At 36.5% G+C, this 19,899-nt stretch carries 16 protein-coding genes; 5 read left to right on the forward strand and 11 right to left on the reverse strand.

Annotated features, from left to right (window positions below):
- Positions 1 to 193: 193 nt before the first annotated feature.
- The 6 genes from IEV41_RS15705 to IEV41_RS15730 form a co-directional block, all read right to left on the reverse strand.
- Positions 194 to 1,468 (reverse strand): hypothetical protein, encoded by a 1,275-nt coding sequence (locus IEV41_RS15705; protein ID WP_188389446.1) that lies wholly within the window; start codon positions 1,466 to 1,468, stop codon positions 194 to 196.
- 619 nt (positions 1,469 to 2,087) lie between these two features.
- Complete coding sequence (locus tag IEV41_RS15710; protein ID WP_188389447.1) at positions 2,088 to 3,470, reverse strand: reverse transcriptase domain-containing protein; 1,383 nt, start codon at positions 3,468 to 3,470, stop codon at positions 2,088 to 2,090.
- Positions 3,471 to 3,996: 526 nt separating this feature from the next.
- Entirely contained in the window at positions 3,997 to 4,911 is a 915-nt protein-coding gene (locus IEV41_RS15715) for a replication protein (protein ID WP_188389448.1), read from the reverse strand.
- Positions 4,912 to 5,281: 370 nt separating this feature from the next.
- Complete coding sequence (locus IEV41_RS15720; protein ID WP_188389449.1) at positions 5,282 to 6,382, reverse strand: DGQHR domain-containing protein; 1,101 nt, start codon at positions 6,380 to 6,382, stop codon at positions 5,282 to 5,284.
- Positions 6,383 to 6,399: 17 nt separating this feature from the next.
- Positions 6,400 to 6,909, reverse strand: coding sequence for a hypothetical protein (locus IEV41_RS15725; protein ID WP_188389450.1), 510 nt, complete (start codon positions 6,907 to 6,909; stop codon positions 6,400 to 6,402).
- Between the two features lie 918 nt (positions 6,910 to 7,827).
- The gene (locus IEV41_RS15730; RefSeq protein WP_188389451.1) at positions 7,828 to 8,805 is read right to left on the reverse strand and encodes a tRNA dihydrouridine synthase; all 978 of its coding nucleotides are present in this window, start codon (positions 8,803 to 8,805) and stop codon (positions 7,828 to 7,830) included.
- Between the two features lie 391 nt (positions 8,806 to 9,196).
- Here IEV41_RS15730 and IEV41_RS15735 point away from each other — a divergent pair, with 391 nt between their 5' ends.
- The 3 genes from IEV41_RS15735 to IEV41_RS15745 all read left to right on the forward strand — a co-directional run bounded on the left by IEV41_RS15735 (position 9,197) and on the right by IEV41_RS15745 (position 12,281).
- On the forward strand, positions 9,197 to 10,540 hold the full coding sequence (locus tag IEV41_RS15735; RefSeq protein ID WP_188389452.1) for an amidohydrolase family protein: 1,344 nt from the start codon (positions 9,197 to 9,199) through the stop codon (positions 10,538 to 10,540).
- Between the two features lie 597 nt (positions 10,541 to 11,137).
- On the forward strand, positions 11,138 to 11,749 hold the full coding sequence (locus IEV41_RS15740) for a helix-turn-helix domain-containing protein (protein ID WP_188389453.1): 612 nt from the start codon (positions 11,138 to 11,140) through the stop codon (positions 11,747 to 11,749).
- A gap of 1 nt (position 11,750) precedes the next feature.
- Positions 11,751 to 12,281: a cysteine hydrolase family protein gene (locus IEV41_RS15745; protein ID WP_188389454.1), complete on the forward strand. Its 531-nt coding sequence runs from the start codon at positions 11,751 to 11,753 to the stop codon at positions 12,279 to 12,281.
- Positions 12,282 to 12,430: 149 nt separating this feature from the next.
- Here the strand turns inward: IEV41_RS15745 and rlmD are convergent, their stop codons facing one another.
- The 5 genes from rlmD to gatC all read right to left on the reverse strand — a co-directional run bounded on the left by rlmD (position 12,431) and on the right by gatC (position 18,214).
- Positions 12,431 to 13,804, reverse strand: a complete 1,374-nt coding sequence (gene rlmD / locus IEV41_RS15750) for a 23S rRNA (uracil(1939)-C(5))-methyltransferase RlmD (protein WP_188389455.1) — start codon at positions 13,802 to 13,804, stop codon at positions 12,431 to 12,433.
- An 89-nt stretch (positions 13,805 to 13,893) separates the two neighbouring features.
- Positions 13,894 to 14,793, reverse strand: a complete 900-nt coding sequence (locus tag IEV41_RS15755; protein ID WP_188389456.1) for a diacylglycerol kinase — start codon at positions 14,791 to 14,793, stop codon at positions 13,894 to 13,896.
- Between the two features lie 209 nt (positions 14,794 to 15,002).
- Entirely contained in the window at positions 15,003 to 16,433 is a 1,431-nt protein-coding gene (gene gatB / locus IEV41_RS15760; protein WP_188389457.1) for an Asp-tRNA(Asn)/Glu-tRNA(Gln) amidotransferase subunit GatB, read from the reverse strand.
- A gap of 15 nt (positions 16,434 to 16,448) precedes the next feature.
- The gene (gatA, locus tag IEV41_RS15765; RefSeq protein ID WP_188389458.1) at positions 16,449 to 17,909 is read right to left on the reverse strand and encodes an Asp-tRNA(Asn)/Glu-tRNA(Gln) amidotransferase subunit GatA; all 1,461 of its coding nucleotides are present in this window, start codon (positions 17,907 to 17,909) and stop codon (positions 16,449 to 16,451) included.
- Between the two features lie 14 nt (positions 17,910 to 17,923).
- A complete protein-coding gene (gene gatC, locus IEV41_RS15770; RefSeq protein WP_188389459.1) occupies positions 17,924 to 18,214 on the reverse strand; it encodes an Asp-tRNA(Asn)/Glu-tRNA(Gln) amidotransferase subunit GatC in 291 nt (96 codons plus the stop codon).
- A 228-nt stretch (positions 18,215 to 18,442) separates the two neighbouring features.
- Here gatC and IEV41_RS15775 point away from each other — a divergent pair, with 228 nt between their 5' ends.
- On the forward strand, positions 18,443 to 19,231 hold the full coding sequence (locus IEV41_RS15775) for a GNAT family N-acetyltransferase (RefSeq protein WP_188389460.1): 789 nt from the start codon (positions 18,443 to 18,445) through the stop codon (positions 19,229 to 19,231).
- A 23-nt stretch (positions 19,232 to 19,254) separates the two neighbouring features.
- On the forward strand, positions 19,255 to 19,791 hold the full coding sequence (locus tag IEV41_RS15780; protein WP_308420342.1) for a GNAT family N-acetyltransferase: 537 nt from the start codon (positions 19,255 to 19,257) through the stop codon (positions 19,789 to 19,791).
- Positions 19,792 to 19,899 lie beyond the last annotated feature (108 nt).

The raw sequence follows: 19,899 nt of genomic DNA on the forward strand, positions 1-19,899 counted from the left end.
CAGGTGAACACGAATAAGTACAATAATGGGCTCTTTAAGAGGATTGGGGATTAAAGTAGGAAATACTAAGAGATTTGAGCTGTCCTCTGACTATTAAGCATTTCTAATAATCAAAAGACAGCTCATTGTCTCTCATATGTAGGAATATCAGAAAACTACATAATTTCTAATGTAATTAGTATATGTTTAAGATTTAACTATTTAAGACTTGTATCAACTTCTCAATCTCGATACCTATTGCTTCAAAATTGGTATCCTTATTTCTTTGTCTAATCATTGCTCTTTTCTCTTTTACTTCTACATTATTTAATCTTCCAAACTCCTCTATTAATCCTTTTTCTTTAAAAAACTCAGTTGTATTTAACTCTGAAAAAGGAATATATTCATTAGTTTGATTATGAATTAGGATGCCTTTTATTTTAAATAGCTCCATTAACTCCTTTAAAGCTTTATCATGTGATAAGAAGAAGGGAATATAGTATGATTTTTCTTTATGTATACTAATTTGAACTTCCATAACTCTTGGAACCAAAAAATCCCATGCTATGTTTTCAATTTTTTTCAATAATTCTTTTGAATTACCTCCCTTATTAACTTTATTTAACATAGAAACAGATTTTCCATCCTCAAAATACTTAAAAGCAATGATTAGTTCTCTCTCAAAAATAATACCCACTTCATTTATTACAAAGTCTAATAATTTATTCATTTTATTTTTAGCGCTGGCCTTGCTACTAAACTTTATTTTCCATATACCTATCAATAATAATGTAATATTTGCATGTAAATCGACAAACATTCCCAGCATATCTTTATATTTATTTTTATAAAAGATATCAATCATTTGATCGGTATTTTGTCGCGCTTCATTTGTACTAATTAAAAATTCGATTTTCTTTTCCTCTAGATACTTTTGATGATTAATACTTTTAAAAAGCTCCAAGTAATATAAATTTTCATATACCTTTAAATGATGTGGATTAGAAATGGTGAATGATTTTTCTCCAGCTAAAAATAGATTTTTATAATTTTCCATCAAATAAAAAGTATAATCATAATTAAAGTCCTTTCTAAGTAAATAATCTAAAGTAAGATAGACACTCTCTTGCGAAAAATTAGATTCATTATATCGTTTTAAAAAAGTTCGAATATAACTAGTGTAATTTGTATCCAACATTATAGAATAATCATATTGAATTTGAGCACTTGGATTTTGAAGCATAGTTTGAAGTATATTCGTATCTAAAAAGAGAATTTTTTCTGACCTAAAATATGCAACAAAATCTGTTCCCTTTTTATCTAAGATATCTACTATACCTAAAGGATATATCGCATCTTTATTATATTTTTCAGGTGTCACAATTAATTTATAATCTTTCGTTAACTCATTATACCTTCCCCATATATAAAGAAGTTCTAACGGTTCCTCGGTAGTATTTAATTCATAAAGTAAGTTCCCCATCTCCATTTATAACATTCTCCTTTGTTGAATCATTAATTGCATTTAGGCTTATCACTCCAAATTATTTTTCATTTAAGATTGCAACCTTGCAATGCCCTTTAATTTAAATAAAATCTCAATGAATCACTATAGTTCTTTCAAATATCTAATAATAAAAACATCTATTATATAAAACATATTAAAAATTCCCTTAGTTCTTAATATGCTAGATTTAGATTATACTGATTACTATTCATATATCGTAATCCCGTATGTCAACAGAAAAATAAACAGCTTTTTTAGGTATTCAACCTTTTATTGAATTGGACTCATATAGCCCAATGTTCCGTAAATTTGATGATGATTAAACCAATTTATGCAATCGCTTAATTGTAGTTTTTTTAGACTTTCAAATTTAACTTCTATGATTGCTCTAAATATATTTATATCTAAGCTACCCCTCTATAAAAAAAAACAATACATGCAAATCTCTCTAGAGAGACAATACACATATTGGAGTTTTTCTGACATACTCATTGCTTTATTATTAAATTAATTTCAATAAATCACTATATCACGAGTAGTTTTTAAAATTATCCTCATAAAACAGTTATCGTAATTATTTTGAAAGAATCAATATATATTTTTAGTATAGCCTTTTATGAACTTTGTACCAATGCCTCTTAACTTGTCTACGGATTAAACTATGGCTCTTTAGTCTACTCATTTTAAGATGAGCTTTATAAGCATAAGAAACAAAATTACCATATCCTTGATAGCTATGACCTAAATGTGTATATAAGTCATATAATTCTTTTTTAGGGCCCGGACGTTTGGTTGCTAACGATATCCGCTTACTAGTTTTAGCCTTTCTGTATGCTCTAGAATAATAATTAAATAAGCTTTTTTCTCTTATTTGCATAATTTTTCCGCTCGTTACAAAACCTAAATAATCTAGTGTAGCAGGCTTTAACTGCTCATTTAATATCTCTCCATCTTTATAAAGGCGAATTTCTGTTTTCTCTCCTTGTATGATTAGCCCATCATCTCTATATTTATGAACAAGATCTAGTAGTTCTTCCTTTATCTTATCAAAATTATCTAATTCTTCTGTGGAAAGTGGAATAATTAAAATCATATCATCACAATATCTTCTGTATCGTGAGTGTACATTTTTCTGCCTAGCCCATTTCATTAATTCAGCATCAAAATCAATAAGATGAACATTAGAACAAACCGCACTCATGCCTGAACCTTGTGGTATACCAATTGGTTCTCTATTTACTTCTAAACGCCCTTTTTTAAACTCTCTAAATTCTTTAGGCTCCATAATGTTAGCTAATCTTAGTTTTTTGAACTTTTTAACACCATATTTATTTTTTAAAAACTCATCTATATCAGTTTTATTTATATATGTATACTTAGTTAAATTTTTAAATACCTTGTACCAGTCTTCAGAGAAACTTTCAACATTAAGTACTCTTTTGATATTTCGTTTTAGCGTTTTATGAGATATTTTATCAAAAAAACTAGTAAAATCTATTGAAATAATCATAGCTTGTTTCTGCTCAAACAGATAATCAAATACCTCAAATGCAAAATCAACACTGTTCTTTCCTTTTTTATTATTTCTATACGCTACTGCAATATCATTAATACCATTGTCTCTAGCATAAATATTATAAGCGTTATTTAATAAATCTCCGTAATATTTATAAATGTAACTATCTTTATGTGCTGCATAAAAGATTTTTCGTACTTTACCTTTCTTTTCTTTCCTTTTGCTCTTATTCCCCTGGTCATCTACCTCAGTAATAGTGATATATTTATTAAACACTATTTCAAAATGAATAGACGGCAAAAAAGCATACGAAGCAATCCAATTAGGATCTTGAATGTTAGACTTCATATGCTCTATTTTTATACGCTCATCAAAATGAAGATAGTTTTTTTGTTTATATTTTGACCAGTTAACTTCAGAAGAGCTAGAAAGGTTATGTAATTGTCGTGGTCCCTTACTCTGTTTCATAACAGAAAACCTCCTAGCCTAATGTTGTGGGGTTCGTTCAAATGAACAAAGTGCCCGTTGACCACTGAACCTCGTACTTCTCATAAATTATTACGAAGCGAGATTCTATAAAACAATCAATTATAATTACTATAAGGAGGCAATTATAACCGTGATAAGTTTAAGTAGCTTACCAGAATTACAACTTGCTGTACTGTATCTGGCGTTCAGCTGGTTACTTGTCGAACTTCTTAAGAATAAAACGTTTGACAAATGTGAAACTCATCTCTCCCGCAACCGTTTTCACGGGACTAGTAAAATTATACAATAGACATCCTTAAAAGACAATTAATCTATAATACTAATCTCATAACGTTAAATACAAATGATATCTGGTAAAAACAAGTAGAGTAACCCTCATTTATGGGAATAATTTAGTGCATATATTATTATGGGAACAATATTTTTAAATAGGTAACTATATATTTTCTAAACTGAGGAATGAATTTTAAAAATTATAGAAAAATATGTTCAATGAGCTTCTCACTCAATCATCTAAATCAAAATTTTCTTCGTTATACTTGCTTGGAAGTTCGCTTAAATCGAAATCTTCCTTGTTATATTTTCCACGAACTTGTCTTCTAATCGATGCCCTAAACCGTTCCGCATGACGCTCCAATATGTACGGTACACAATACAAGAAAGAATTGATTTTATCACGGTGGTGCCTTGGTCTATAATGTTGAAAACACTCTTCCATCCATCTGAGCGCATCTTCTCGTGCTATCCCCGTATCCAATACTTCCGTAATACCGTTATAATCGCTCTGTTTCAGCTTACTTCCTGATTTCCGCAACTCCATGAATCGCTGCGCAATGAGCTCTATCTCCATACGACGTACAGAAGCTAACACGTCATCCGCGGAAGATTGCTCTTTTCCTATCTCCTTAACAAATGAGTGGGAAGCGGCGGCATTCTCTGCTGTACTCTCTGAGTTAGTATCTGTAGTACTCTCTGGTATTGGTCGGTTCACCTCTGATTGCAGGGTGGTCAAGTCTGAACCTTCTAGCGGTTCGCTCATACTATGCTGGCTGTTCAAATGGGAATAGTCGGCTTGCTCAGTTTGACGATACGATTCACTTAAATGTGCTAACTTCTCATAATTGATCCGATACCACTTCGTCTTATCCAACTTCAGTCGATTGTAATTGGCTGAAATAATATAACCTTCCTCTTCCAGCTTCCAAACAAGTCGCTTCAACGTCGATATACTCCAGAACGGAAATTGCTTCTGCCAATTTACATAGGAATTATACACCCACGTATAACCATCACGCACATTCTCACTTCTCTGAATCCAATAATGCAATTGCTGCAAAAACATCGCTTCATTTAGTCCACATTCACAAGCTAACACAGGTAACACAAGTAACGGTTTGTCTTCGATTAAAAGATTGCTCATTATGGTTCCTCTTTTCGTGTGATTTGAGTTCGACTATTGAGGTGGGTTCGTGTTGCTGGTTTGATTACAAGTAAAGTTTTTACATCTATACTAAATATATTACTAGCATACTTTTACATCAAATGAAGAGTTTGTGTCTTTTTTTCATAATATACAAATCTAAAGCTTTTCGAACTTGGTTGAATTTGAATAGTTACGCCCTTTCTTTATTATATAAATAAAAGTAAATCCATAAAATAAAGCCTCTCCAAACAGAGAGACTCTCTAATTTCTTATTAATCTTCTTAAGATTCCCACATGATTGGTATACTGAGGTAGAGAAAATAGATTATAACAGCGCTTTAATAGATTTTTTATCCGTTATTGTTACTTATAAATTTATATAAGATTTAAATATCTTATATAAATCATTAGCAGCTTTTTCTCCACTTGCACCATAATTTGTTGAATTAATAGTACCTTCCATTTCCTTCAATCCTTTTAACAGGTGGTTGAAATTCTCAATACTAAAATCTTGTTGTGACTCTGCTTTTTCAAAAACATCTTTAAATAATAGCATTAAAGCATTATAACCTGTTGTTTTAGTCAATAAGCTTTCTTTATTTTTCCAATCTTTTTTCAAAACTATACTGATGGATTTATAATAATTAAATAATATTTTATACATAACAGCTTCATTCTTTTGTATATACAGTTTCCAAAATACAGAGATTGAACCTCTTGCTACTTCGAGATTAGAAATTGACTCGAAATCCTCAGTTAAAATTTTAGTTCTTACAAAATGATATCTTCTATCATCGTATATGTATCCTATTATTGGTTTAACAAAAGCACTTAGACTAATAATACCTTCACTAGATATTTCATCTTTTATACCTAATAACTTTATTTTATTAACCCACGGAGATTCTATATCTTTTGCAAACATAGTTGTAATTGTAGCTGCCATTTTTCTGGGTGTATAAACCTTGTCATGTAATTCTTGAAATATTTGAACTGAAGGGTTAACCTTTGTTTGTTCTGAATTTATTATAGTAAATATTCTTGCCTGTTCTTCAATCGATAATCCAATAAAAATGGAAACTACTAATTCAAAATTAGTTTCTGTATATCCTCTAAAACCTTCTAATCGGTGCTGACCATCAATAACACTAAATGTATTAGTAGTTGCTCTTAAAACTAACGAATCTAATGTTTTTGAAATAACATATTTTTCGTCTACATTCAATATTATCGAATTTGGAAATGTAGCATCCGGAGACTTAATATAATCTTCTAAACTTCGAACTTTACTTTCATTTATCTCTCTTTGAATACCTTTATAAAATAATTCATTTTCTTCTGATTGCATTTCAATCATCAAACGATCTACAGTAGACGCCTTATATAAATCTCTTGCATTAATTTTCGCTATGTAAAAATTCCCTATTGGTTGATTAGTTTCAATAGCGTTCAAAATAATCTCAGACATTTGTCTTCCCCCTTTCCTTAAACCTTATATTCTGCATCATCAATTTTAAATTTATTTTTATCACGACTGTTTTTCGCTGTTTGTTGAATTCTAATATACTCCTTAACATTTTTAAAGCTGTAATTCGTTCTAAAAACAATAAGAAGAGTGATGACAAAAAATAAAGTTGTCATAAAATATACTATATTCAAATTAAAAAATACTTCTTTCTTTTCTATCTGTATTGTCAAAATGAGACTAAGGATTGATGCTAATAAACAATTTCCTAAAATAGAAAACAATGTCCCTTTCCTTATTTTAGCTTTTGATAATTCAAGGACTAATATACCTGCCAACATACTAATACCTGTTGTCAATATCATATTTACAATATCTTGCCTTTTTACAATATCCCCTAATTTAACACTGTCAATTCCAAAAATAATAAATATATTTATAATGATAGATAAATAAGAGATTATCAAAAGAATAAAAATATTACCTATTTCAATTAGACTTCCACGTATAAACCACCATGTTTTTTGCATTATCCATATACACCCTCTCTCTTTTAATAATCACATACGTAAATTAGCCATATGAAGAATTACTAAGTGTACTCCCCATACATTTTGATTTATATCACTATAGAAAATCAAAGCTATTCAAAAATGCAGCGACTTCTCGAACTACTCTAATTCTCAAAAACCTCAAATAGTTTCTCATAAATAAAACTATGATACTTATACCATAGTATAAAATCCAACCTATTTCATAATTCCAATCGAAACTATATGAGCAGTCAAAAAAACATACATGATATGCGAAGTTACAAATACCATGCAAATTACAAAAATAAAAATTCTTTGTTTAACAACTAAATTATAAACCTCACAGATTACTACTTATAAAATCTGCAACTTTCGCATAACCAATAAACCATACATCCTCTCTATGGTTACTTGCAAGCTCACCCATTCAGCAGTTGTAATCTAATTATCTCACTATATATTTTTCCATATTTAAGCATACATTCCCTAATATACCATGTGTATAATTTTGATGATAGTAATAAGTAAATCACATTAAGCTTTAATAGTCACCTTATTTACTATTCTTCTATACTTTCTTTACTAATTTTTTCGCATTCAAGCTCACTTTTTAAATTTCATAATTTTCAATATACAAATCACACTGACCCCCAATGATACAAAAGCATCACCCACGAATTAAAAGGGGCTAACTACCTTATCTCAATGCAATCTCCACCACACACCATTTGTACAAAAGTATATGTAGCAACAAAAAGGTGCTGGTAGGTTTATTACCCTCTCAACACCTTCCTCTTTCCAAAAATAAACTTCATCAAAACAAAAGCTATCCGCTGCAAAAAAACTTAAAAGTGAATAAAATAAATCCACATAAGCCAATACAGTTCATTCTTCCTTTATCTTTCCAACCTTACCTCACTCCACTATCCCCTTAGCTTTCTCATCAAACCTATCCAACATCGCCCTTACCTCATCCGTCGACTTCGTGCTCATCAACTGATTTCGTAATTCGGCAGCTCCTGGGAAGCCTTTGACGTAGATTTTGAAGAAGCGGTGAAGTCCTGTGATGGAACGCGGTAGAACTTCTGCGTATTGATCTTGAAGATCGAGTTGTAGTCTTAATAGATCAAGGTATTCTTGACTGCTATGTTCTCTTGGCTCTTTTTCAAAGGCGAACGGGTTTTTGAAGATACCTCGTCCGATCATAACGCCGTCGATGCCGTATTTTTCCGCAAGTTCTAGGCCGACTTGGCGGTCTGGAATGTCTCCGTTGATCGTTATTAGTGTATTTGGTGCGATACGGTCGCGTAGTTCCTTAATTTCCGGAATTAGCTCCCAGTGTGCATCTACTAGGCTCATTTCTTCTCTTGTACGTAAATGGATCGAAAGGTTCGCAATATCTTGTTTGAAGATGTGTGCTAACCAATCTTTCCACTCATCTAGCTCCTTAAAGCCAAGGCGTGTTTTTACGCTGACAGGTAGTCCACCTGCTTTTGCGGCTTGAATAAGTTCTGCCGCTACGTCTGGGCGTAGAATAAGGCCACTACCTTTTCCTCTTGATGCCACGTTCGGTACAGGGCAACCCATATTAATATCGATACCTTTGAATCCTAGCTCGGCCATGCCAATACTCATTTGACGGAAGTAGTCAGGATTATCTCCCCAAATATGTGCTACTAATGGTTGTTCATCTTCTGTAAAAGCTAAACGGCCACGTACACTTTTGATTCCATCTGGATGACAGTAGCTATCCGAGTTTGTGAATTCTGTGAAGAATACATCCGGTCGACCTGCTTCACTTACGACGTGACGAAAGACAAGGTCTGTCACATCTTCCATTGGTGCAAGTACAAAAAATGGTCGTGGTAAATCACGCCAAAAATTAGTTGTCATTTCAACTTCAAATCCTCTCACGATGGATACAATTTCAAACTCTCGGTCAAAACATAGAAAGTTAACTGTTCCACTTCTTTTATACTTTATATCATGCTTAATCACTTATTATCAAATACATGTGGACATGCATCATTTGTGAAAATCAACACTGTTTATTGTAACGAAAATTCGTCCTGAATGGTAGTTCAAAAAGTGAAACTTCACTCAGCATAGTTTTTCTTCATCCACTTGAACCGAGTATTCTATCTCAGATCATTATTCTCTAGTAATTCCTTGAGCCTTATTACATTTAATGACATAATAGACAAAAAGAGTTATACACAACATACTACATCATACCCCTTAACTCTTCATCATGCATGAAACAGAAAATTCAAGGAGGTAAAAAATGAGTACTTTACTTATTAAAAATGGAACAATTATTGATGTGGAAAATGGGGGTTCTTATGTAGGTTCAATCGAAATAGAGAAAAATACGGTGAAAAGAATAGTTAAAGGTGATGACGTGTTACCAGAAGGGGTACATACGGTTGATGCTGAAGGGAAATATATTATCCCAGGTTTAATCGATATGCATTGTCATATTAATGAACGATTTGCTCCACATTTCGTTGCATCAGGGGTAACGACAATACGAAATACTGCAGGTAATGTTACGTTACTTTCAACATTAATTGAACAACCTGATGATGCACCAATACCACGAATTTATGCATCAGACAGAATGATTGACGGAACACCTGGTCAATGGGGTCCAACTAGCTATGGTGCTCTCGTAACAGACAATCCAGAAGAGGCGAGGAAAGAAGTTCGTAGACAAGCAAAAGTGGGCGCAAAGTTTGTTAAATTGTATGGATGGATTAAAAAAGACGTGATGGCAGCGGCTGTAGATGAGGCGAAGAAGTATAACTTAGAAGTTGCCATTGATTTGGTGAATTCAAAAGATGTAACTGCTTTAGATGCAGCTGAGTGTGGGGTTACTTGGATTGAGCATGCATCTGGTTTTGCACATGAGATGTACAAAGGATGGAATCTATTTGTAGACCAAGAGGAATGGCGTCATATCGATTGGGAAAACCCAGATCAAGAAAAAATAAAGGAACTTTGTGAGAAAATGTTGACATACAATGTGAAATTATGCCCAACATTGGCTCTTTACGATCAAGCTATCAACTATCCTGAATATTGGTCTCCTAAAAATAGTATCATAGAATCCGCTTCAAAGATAAATTTCATCATGCAATATTGGAATCAACACGTGGAACATATAGACGCGATAAAAAAACATAATGCTAAGCCATATAACTTACAGAAAGCCACTGCCAAAATTTACTATGATATGGGTGGAACAGTAGTTGCTGGAACGGATACGCCTGCCTTATTATATACATACCCAGGTATGCTTTTACACCGTGAACTCGAAATATTTGTAGAAATTGGCTTTACTGAATTGGAAGCTTTACAAGCAGCGACAGTAAATGCGGCAAAATCTATCAATCTGGATGGCATTGGTGTAATCAAAGAAGGATCTATTGCTGATTTAGTTATTTTAAACGACAATCCATTAGAGGACATTAAACATACAAAGGATATCCATCTCATTGTAAAAGGCGGTAAGGCTTATACACAAGAGGAAATACTGAGACATGTCCCGAGTGAAGATGAAGTGGAGAAATCAATGGCTACATTCATGGAAGAATGGGAAGCATTAGAGGCATCAACAATTAAATGAGATTAGCCTTAAAGGAGAGGCTTGAACAACTTCTCTTATTACTTAAAATGATAAAAAACAAAGAATCTTCATCAAACGACAGGGAGCCAGCACTGCACTCCGAGTGGACGCTTTCCGCGGGCGAGAGCGAGCCTCCTCGGCAAGCCTTGCGGGGTCTCCCTTTTCTCGCTTTTCCCGCAGGAGTCGCCACTCTCCGTTATGTGCATGAAATGTCCTTCAATTAATGGTGGAAAGCGAAGAAAAAGCACTTCCATATGAATTCAAGCTATACTATAAAGAAAAGACACTAAAACAACAAAAAAGAACGAATTTCCCCATCGAAAATTCGTTTTTTTCATTAGAAAATCAAAAAAAACATAAAAAACAGCGAACCCCTCGACTCGCTGTTTCCTCTAATCTTATCGTAATGTTAATTCCACTACACGCTCAACATGACTTGAATATCCGCCTACTCTACATTCATTTTTTCCAAATAGATGTTGTACGTATAACCCTTCCAAGATAATTAAGCAATCGGGCAGGTTAGTAAACTCTACGGAGCGTTTATTGAAAGGGGCAAACATACTTGATATTCTAAAATTACAGGAGGCGGACAATATGAATTGCATCAAGGTTGGAAGGCTAATTCAGAGTCTTCGTAAAGATAAAAGAATGACTCAAAAAGAATTAGCCCTTCTTATGAATATTAGTGATAAGACGATTTCAAAATGGGAACGCGGATTGGGGTGTCCGGATGTGTCCTTGCTTGGGGAGCTATCCAACATATTAGGCGTAAATATCGAGATGATTTTATCCGGAGATTTAAATCCGAATGAACAGGATGAAGGAAATATGAAGAACGTAAAATTTTATGCGTGTCAAAGCTGTGGCAATATTATGACCAGTACGGGGGCAAGCAGCATTTCATGTTGCGGCAGGATACTGGAGTCGCTGCTTTCCAAAACGGAGAACGATGAGCACAAAATAACCGTTCACGAAATTGAAGAGGATTACTTTGTTACCATTAAGCACGAGATGAGCAGAGACCATTATATATCTTTTGTAGCCTATATTTCGTATGACAGAGTGATGCTCATCAAATTGTACCCGGAACAACTCGCAGAAGTACGCTTCCCCAAAATGCATGGTGGAACGTTGTATATGTATTGCAACCGACATGGATTATGGAAATATGAGAAAAAGAAATTAGGATTAGGGAGGGTCACCTAAGATGAAAAAGGCGCTACTAATTATTGACATGCAGGCTATGCCCTTTGTATGGAAAGATTATGGCGGAAAATCTCTTTATCAGGAAGAGAAACTGCTAGAAAATACAAGGCGATTAATTGAAAAAGCTCGAAAGGGAAGTTCACCCGTATTCTATGTCATGTTTACTGAGCCGCACGGTTCCCTAAGATCGGAAAATCAACCGCTATGGCAAGTACATGAACAGATCGCTCCTCTTGCACATGATCATATCATTATTAAACATTACGCAGATTCGTTTCTAGATTCAGAGCTCCATCCCCGATTACGGGATCAAGGTATTGACACTCTAGTGATATGCGGCGTACAAACCGAATATTGCGTGGACACAACGGTAAAGAGTGGTTATTCGCTAGGCTACAAAGTAGATTTGGTAGAGGATTGTCACAGCACTTACGATTCAGATAGATTAACGGCAGAACAAATCATAAACCATCATAATAGCATTCTTCCCCAATTTGCTACAATAGTTCACTCGAGCGAAGTCCAGTTTTAGAATCCAACTGATCATGAAAAGATGAAAAGGATATTTTCTCCCCTATATAGAACGACTATTAGCAGATCAAGCACTTGTTGTTACTGAAATCGATAGCTCATCGGGCAGAAAAAAACAGCGAACCCCTCGGCTCGCTGTTTCCTCTAATCTTATCGTAATGTTAACTCCACTACACACTCAACATGCGTCGTATGTGGGAACATATCAACTGGTTGGATTTGTTCTGTCTTATAGCCGCCGTCTTCTAAGATGCGAAGATCGCGTGCTAGTGTTGCTGGGTTGCATGAAACGTATACGACACGTTTTGGCTTCATGTCAATGATTGTTTTTAGTAGTGCTTCGTCACAGCCTTTACGTGGTGGATCTACTACTAATGTGTCAGCTTTGATGTCTTCTTCGTACCAAGCTGGGATTACTTTCTCCGCTTCGCCTACTGCGAATTCTACGTTTGTGATGCCGTTTAAGGCTACGTTGCGGATTGCGTCGTCGATTGCTTCTGGAACGATTTCTACGCCGTATACTTTTTTCGCTTTTTGCGCTAGGAATAATGTAATTGTTCCGATACCGCAGTATGCGTCCATTACTGTTTCTTCACCTGTTAGCTGTGCGTACTCTAATGCTTTGTCGTATAGTACTTTCGTTTGTGTCGGGTTCACTTGGTAGAATGAGCGTGTTGAAATCGCGAATTTGATGTCGCCGATTGTATCGTGAATATATTCTGATCCGTGAATCACACGTGTTTCTTCACCGAAGATAACGTTTGTGCGTTTGCTGTTTACGTTGTGTGTAATTGACTTCACATTCGGGAATCGTTTTGTAATTTCTTGTACTAACATTTCTTCATTTGGTAATTTCTTCGTCTTCGTGATGAAGCAGATCATTACTTCACCTGTGTTTTGACCTGAACGAAGCATGATGTGGCGAAGAACGCCGTTATGTTTCTCTTCGTTGTACGGTTGGATATGGAAACGAATGCATAGTTCTTTCACTGCTTGGAATACTTCGTTAATATCTTCTGATTGGATTAACGATGTGTTCATATCCACAATTTCATGGCTACGTTCGCGGTAGAATCCAGCAATGAATTTACCGTCTTTCATGCCCACTGGTACTTGCATTTTATTGCGGTAGTGCCATGGGTTTTCCATGCCGATTACTGGGTGAATAACTGTATCTTTAATGTTACCGATGCGTGTGATCGCATTTTTCACTTGTTCGTGTTTTGCTTTTAGCTGGCCTTCGTATGTCATATGTTGTAGTTGGCAGCCGCCGAATTGTGCGAAGTCTTCGCTTACTACTTCTTGGCGTTCCGGGCTTACTTCATGGATTTCCATTAAGCGTCCGAATGCGAAGTTTTTGTTTACTTTTGTTATTTTAATCGTTGCTTTTTCGCCTGGTAATGCTTTTGGTACGAAGATTGGGTATCCTTCTACTTTCGCAACACCTGAAAATTCGTGTGTTAAATCTTCAAAGACAACGTCAATCGTTTCATTCTTCTCTACTGGTGGTTTACGTTTTGTCATTATTCAACTTCCTTTTCTTTTTATCCTGCGGTTCATTGTATCACATGTCGGAACAAATGAAAAAGAGAGGCACAAATTGTGATCCTCTCTTAGCCTTTGTATCCTTCTGGTACGAAGACACGTAGTCGTTGGTGTAGGTTCTCGAATTCAACTGGAACCTCTCCACCGTATTCTCCGTCTAAGTTCAACTGTAGTTTCTCTTTTGCGGTAATTTTCACACGGCTTACACGCTCGTGGTACACAAGTGGGTGGTTGATGTGGGTTCCTTTTGAAGCACGTCTTAGAAGTCCAACCATTTCTGGGATGCTTCCCTTTCGGACGATAATCATGTCAAACACACCGTCATTCACAGACGCTTCTGGTACAAGCTTCTCGAATCCACCGACAGAATTCGTATTTGATAAAAGGAATAACATAATTTCGTCTTCAAATTTCTTGCCATCGTAATCGATTTCTACGAATGTCGGGTGGATAAATGGCAGTTTTTCTACACCTTTAATCACGTAAGCGAACTCACCTAATACCGTCTTTAGTTTACTCGGTGCTTCATATGAAATTTCCGTTAGGTTCCCCATCGCTGCGATGTTGATAAAGTATTTGTCATTTGCGCGTCCAATATCAACTGGAATTGTATGTCCGTCTGTAATGACTTCTACTGCGGATAAAATATCTCTGCCAATATGCATCGCTCGTCCAAAATCATTCGTCGTTCCTACTGGAATAACACCTAGCTTTGGCGGGTTCTTTACTTGCATTAAACCTGTTACCACTTCGTTAATTGTACCGTCACCACCGGCGGCAATGACAACATCATATACACCGCGTTCTCCAGCAGCCGTCGCAGCTTTCTTCGCGTCTCCTGCGCACGTTGTTGCATGGCAAGACGTCTCATAACCTGCTCGCTCTAGCTTCTCTAGAACGTCTGGCAATTGCTTTCTAAACGCTTCTTTCCCCGAAGTCGGGTTATAGATTATTCTTGCACGTTTCATTTTCATCATCCTATTTTCAACGTTCATTTTTACAAATCTCTTCCATTATACCATTAAGAGCCGCTTCTCTACAATTGTGGGGAATATATCTCTAATTTATCCCGTACAACCAAGCTGTAAACTCTATGAATGAAAGATACACGTTATACGCAAAGAAAAGCGACTAGCTTCACGTTAAGATGACTCTAGCCGCTTATCCAACTTGTGTGTTAGCGCTTGTTGATTTCTTGCATTAATAATTTCGTTACTAACGGCGGATTGGCTTGGCCTTTCGTCGCTTTCATAATTTGACCCATTAATGCTTTAATTGCGCGGTCTTTACCGTTCTTGAAGTCTTCAATTGATTGTGCGTTGTTATCTAACACTTCGTTAACGATTGTTAGTAATGCACCTTCGTCTGAGATTTGAACTAGACCTTGTGCTTTCACAATATCTTCTGCGTTTCCACCTTTTTCAACTAACTCCATGAACACTTTCTTCGCGATTTTCGAAGAGATTGTTCCTTTTTCAAGTAATTGAATCATTCCAGCAAGGTTCTCTGGTGTTAAGGCAACGTCTTTTAAATCTTTTTGTTGCTTGTTTAAGTAAGCTGATACTTCACCCATTAACCAGTTTGATGTTAATTTCGCTTCTGCGCCAGCTTGTACTGTTGCATCGAAGAAATCCGACATTTCTTTCGTTAATGTTAATACCATCGCATCGTAGTCAGGTAAGCCTAATTGCTCCACGTAACGCTTCTTACGTGCATCTGGTAACTCAGGGATTGAGTTACGTACGCGCTCTTTCCACTCGTCGTCGATATATAACTCCACTAAGTCTGGCTCTGGGAAGTAACGGTAATCGTCCGCCCCTTCTTTCACACGCATTAAGATTGTTGTCTTCGTTGACTCGTCATAACGGCGTGTCTCTTGTTGGATGATTCCGCCAGCTAATAATACTTTCTCTTGGCGTACGATTTCATGCTCAAGGCCTTTTTGTACGAATGCGAATGAGTTTAAGTTCTTAAGCTCTGCTTTCGTACCGAATTTCTCTTGGCCTACTGGACGTAATGAAATGTTCGCATCACAACGAAGTGATCCTTCTTCCATCTTCACGTCAGATACGCCAGTGTATTGGATGATTGAGCGTAACTTCTCTAAGTATGCATACGCTTCTTCTGGCGTACGAATATCTGGCTCAGATACGATCTCAATAAGTGGTGTACCTTGACGGTTGAAGTCTACTAATGAGTAGCCATCGCCACTATGATTTAATTTACCAGCATCTTCTTCTAAATGAAGACGTGTAATACCGATACGTTTTGTTTTGCCGTTTACTTCGATTTCAATCCAACCATTCTCTCCGATTGGCTTATCAAATTGTGAAATTTGGTATGCTTTCGGATTGTCTGGATAGAAATAGTTTTTACGGTCGAACTTTGTTTCTGTCGCGATTTCGCAATTTAGGGCCATAGCAGCACGCATTGCGAAGTCTACCGCTTGTTCGTTCAGTGTTGGTAATACGCCAGGGTATCCTAAGTCAATAACACTTGTTTGTGTATTAGGAGGCGCACCAAACTCTGTTGGACTTGCTGAGAAAATTTTTGAGTTTGTTTTTAACTCACAGTGTACTTCTAAACCAATAATAGTTTCAAAATTCATGTTGTCGCCTCCTTATTATAGTGTTGGTTTCTTTTTATGATGATCTGTCGCTTGCTCAAATGCGTGAGCTACGCGGTAGATTGTTGACTCATCGAAATGTTTACCGATAATTTGTAAGCCTAGTGGCATGCCGTTCGCGCCGAATCCACATGGAAGTGAGATTGCTGGTACACCCGCTAAGTTCACAGGGATTGTTAAAATATCATTCGCATACATTGTCATTGGGTCTGATGTTTTCTCACCTAATTTGAATGACGTTGTTGGCGTCGTAGGTCCGATAATGACATCGTATTTCTCAAAGACATTCTCGAAGTCTTGTTTAATTAATGTACGTACTTTTTGTGCTTTCTTGTAGTACGCATCGTAGTATCCAGAGCTAAGTGCAAATGTTCCAAGCATGATACGACGTTTTACCTCATCACCAAAGCCTTCGCTACGTGTGTTTTTGTAAATGTCTACTAAGTTCTCTGCGTTGTCTGTACGAACACCGTAACGGATACCGTCGAAACGAGATAAGTTAGATGATGCTTCAGAAGATGATAATAAGTAGTAAGTCGCAAGAGCGTACTTCGAGTGTGGAAGTGTTACTTCTTCCCACGTTGCGCCCATGCCTTCTAATACTTTTAATGCTTCTAATACAGATTGGCGAGCTTCTTCACCTACACCGTCACCTAAGTATTCTTTCGGAACACCGATTTTTAAGCCTTTTACGTCGCCAGTTAATGACTCTACGTATTTCGCTACGTCTACGTGTGCGCTCGTTGCGTCCATCTTGTCTACGCCAGCGATCGCTTGTAGTAAGTATGCGTTGTCTTCTACGTTACGTGTAATTGGTCCGATTTGGTCTAATGATGAAGCGAATGCTACTAGACCGTAACGTGATACACGTCCGTATGTTGGTTTCATCCCTACTACACCGCAATATGCAGCTGGCTGACGGATTGAACCACCCGTATCAGAACCTAATGAGAATAATACTTCGCCAGCCGCTACAGAAGCTGCTGAACCACCAGAAGATCCACCTGGTACGTAATCTAAGTTCCATGGGTTACGCGTTGGGAAGAATCCTGAGTTTTCGTTTGAAGAACCCATTGCGAACTCGTCCATATTTAATTTACCGATTGTAATTGCTTGTGCACCTTGTAACTTTTGTACAACTGTTGCGTCGTAAATTGGGTCTAAGTTCGCTAACATTTTGCTTGAGCAAGTTGTGCGAAGACCTTTCGTTACGATGTTATCTTTCACACCGATTGGCATACCGAATAATAGACCGTTTGCGTTGTCTGTTCCTAACGCTTCATCCATTTCTTTCGCTGCTTGGCGTGCTCTTTCTTCATCTAATGTAACAAATGCTTTTACTTTATCTTCTACCGCGTTGATGCGTGTATATGATTCGTTCACTAAGTCTGTTACTGAGATTTCTTTGTTGTTTAACTTGCTATGTAATTGGGAAATCGAATAATCAAATAATGACAAGAGAAACCCTCCTTCTATTCTAAAATTGTTGGAACACGTACTTGTCCAGCTTGGTGATCAGGAGCATTTTTCAATACTTCTTCTACTGGTAAGCCTTTTTCCGCAACGTCTTTACGCATGATGTTGCGCATCTTTAATACGTGTGTCGTTGGTTCTACGTTATCTGTATCTAATTCGTTTAGCTGTTCAGCAAACGTAATAATTGCATCTAATTGCTTTGTAAATTTCGTAACTTCTTCTTCTGTAACTGCAAGACGTGCTAAATGAGCAACGTGCTTTACTTGTTCTTCTGAAATTCGTGACATAATAATTCCACCTCCGTGATATTTCGTGCCTTGACAATACACTGATAATACCAAACTTTCTTCTATTGTAGCAACATTTCTTCTTATATTTCACATACTTTCCTGTCGATTGTCCTACGTTCCCTTGAAAAGGTTCCATTCTTCCTATTCCCCTCCTAAAAATCAAATTATTTCTAATTTTACAAACAATTCTATATACTAGCAAAAAGCACAAAGGGGGACCTCAACATGATTCGTACATTAGTCGAAGCAGACAATGAAGTAGTATTCGCTTATTTAACACAAAATCCAGCGCTTAACCTCTTTATCATCGGAGATATTGAAGCATTCGGATATGAACAAGCCTTTCAAGAGTTATGGGGAGAGTTTACGGAAGATGGTTTGGTGAAGGCGGTGTTGCTTCGCTATCATAATACGTTCATTATTTCAGCAGAAGGGATCTGTGATGCAGAAGGATTTGCGTCTATTATTCGTTCGTATGAATTTGACGGATTTTCTGGTAGCGAAGATGCGGTCGCTCAGTTGGAATTACTTTTACCACTTGAAGGATTTCGGAAGACGGATTCGTATTTCGCTGAGTGTACAACAGCAGAACATGCGACACTTTCAACAAATACAGAAGAAGTACAGATGGCTACGTTAGAAGATGTTGATCGTATAATCGAAGTACGTAAGTCTATTAAGGAGTTCAACATCGCATCCGATGCGCGCGGGATGCTACAACAATCAATAGAAACAAAGACCGGCCGTACGTACTATATCGAACAGAACGGTAAGATGATTTCCCTTGCATCCACAACGGCGGAGAATTCGTTATCTGGCATGATAGTTGGTGTTGCGACGGTAGAAGAAGCTCGACAAAAAGGATACGTCACACACCTTCTCGAACATATTATTCGCGACTTAATCGCTGAGAAGAAAACATTATGCTTGTTTTACAACAACCCAAGCGCAGGACGGATTTATAAGCGGCTGGGTTTCGAAGACATTGGGCATTGGAGAATGTACCGTAAGTAGAAAAGGAGTGATACGCCATTCGAATCGAAACAGAACGATTAGTTGTTCGTCTTAGGGAAGAAGATGCTTACGAGGCTTGGCTACAAGGATTTGTAGAGAGACTTCCTTCCCAGCACAAGTATGACAAAGGAAACATCGATATGAGTGAATGTACGAAAGAGTGGTTTTCGACGTTAGTAGCAAACTATAAAAAGTTAGTGGTCGAGGATAAAGCATACCTCTTCGATATTTTCCGAAAAGAAGACGGAGCACATCTTGGATCCATCGATTTCTCTACGTTAGCAAGAGACTACTTTCAATGGGCGCGTATCGGCTATACAATCCACAATCAACATTGGCGCCAAGGATATGCGAAAGAAGCGGTAGAGGCGGCACTTGAACTTGCCTTTAACGAGCTTACATTCCACCGTATCGAAGCGCACATTAGCTTTGATAACGAAGCTTCCATTCACCTCGCAAAAAGTGTTGGCATGGAGTTTGAATGTATTCGAAAAGGATTCCTTTTGGAAAATGAGGATTGGATAGATACACTTATTTATTATATAAACGCACCGGAATAAAAAAGAGGTTGCCACGCTAGTAATAAATGAGCACGGCAACTCTTTTACGTTGACTTATTTTATCTAATAAATATACCGCCTATTCTCGTCTATAAGTGGACACTCTTA

This window comes from Priestia taiwanensis (assembly GCF_014638355.1).
GTDB classification, from domain to species: Bacteria; Bacillota; Bacilli; order Bacillales; family Bacillaceae_G; genus Priestia_D; species Priestia_D taiwanensis.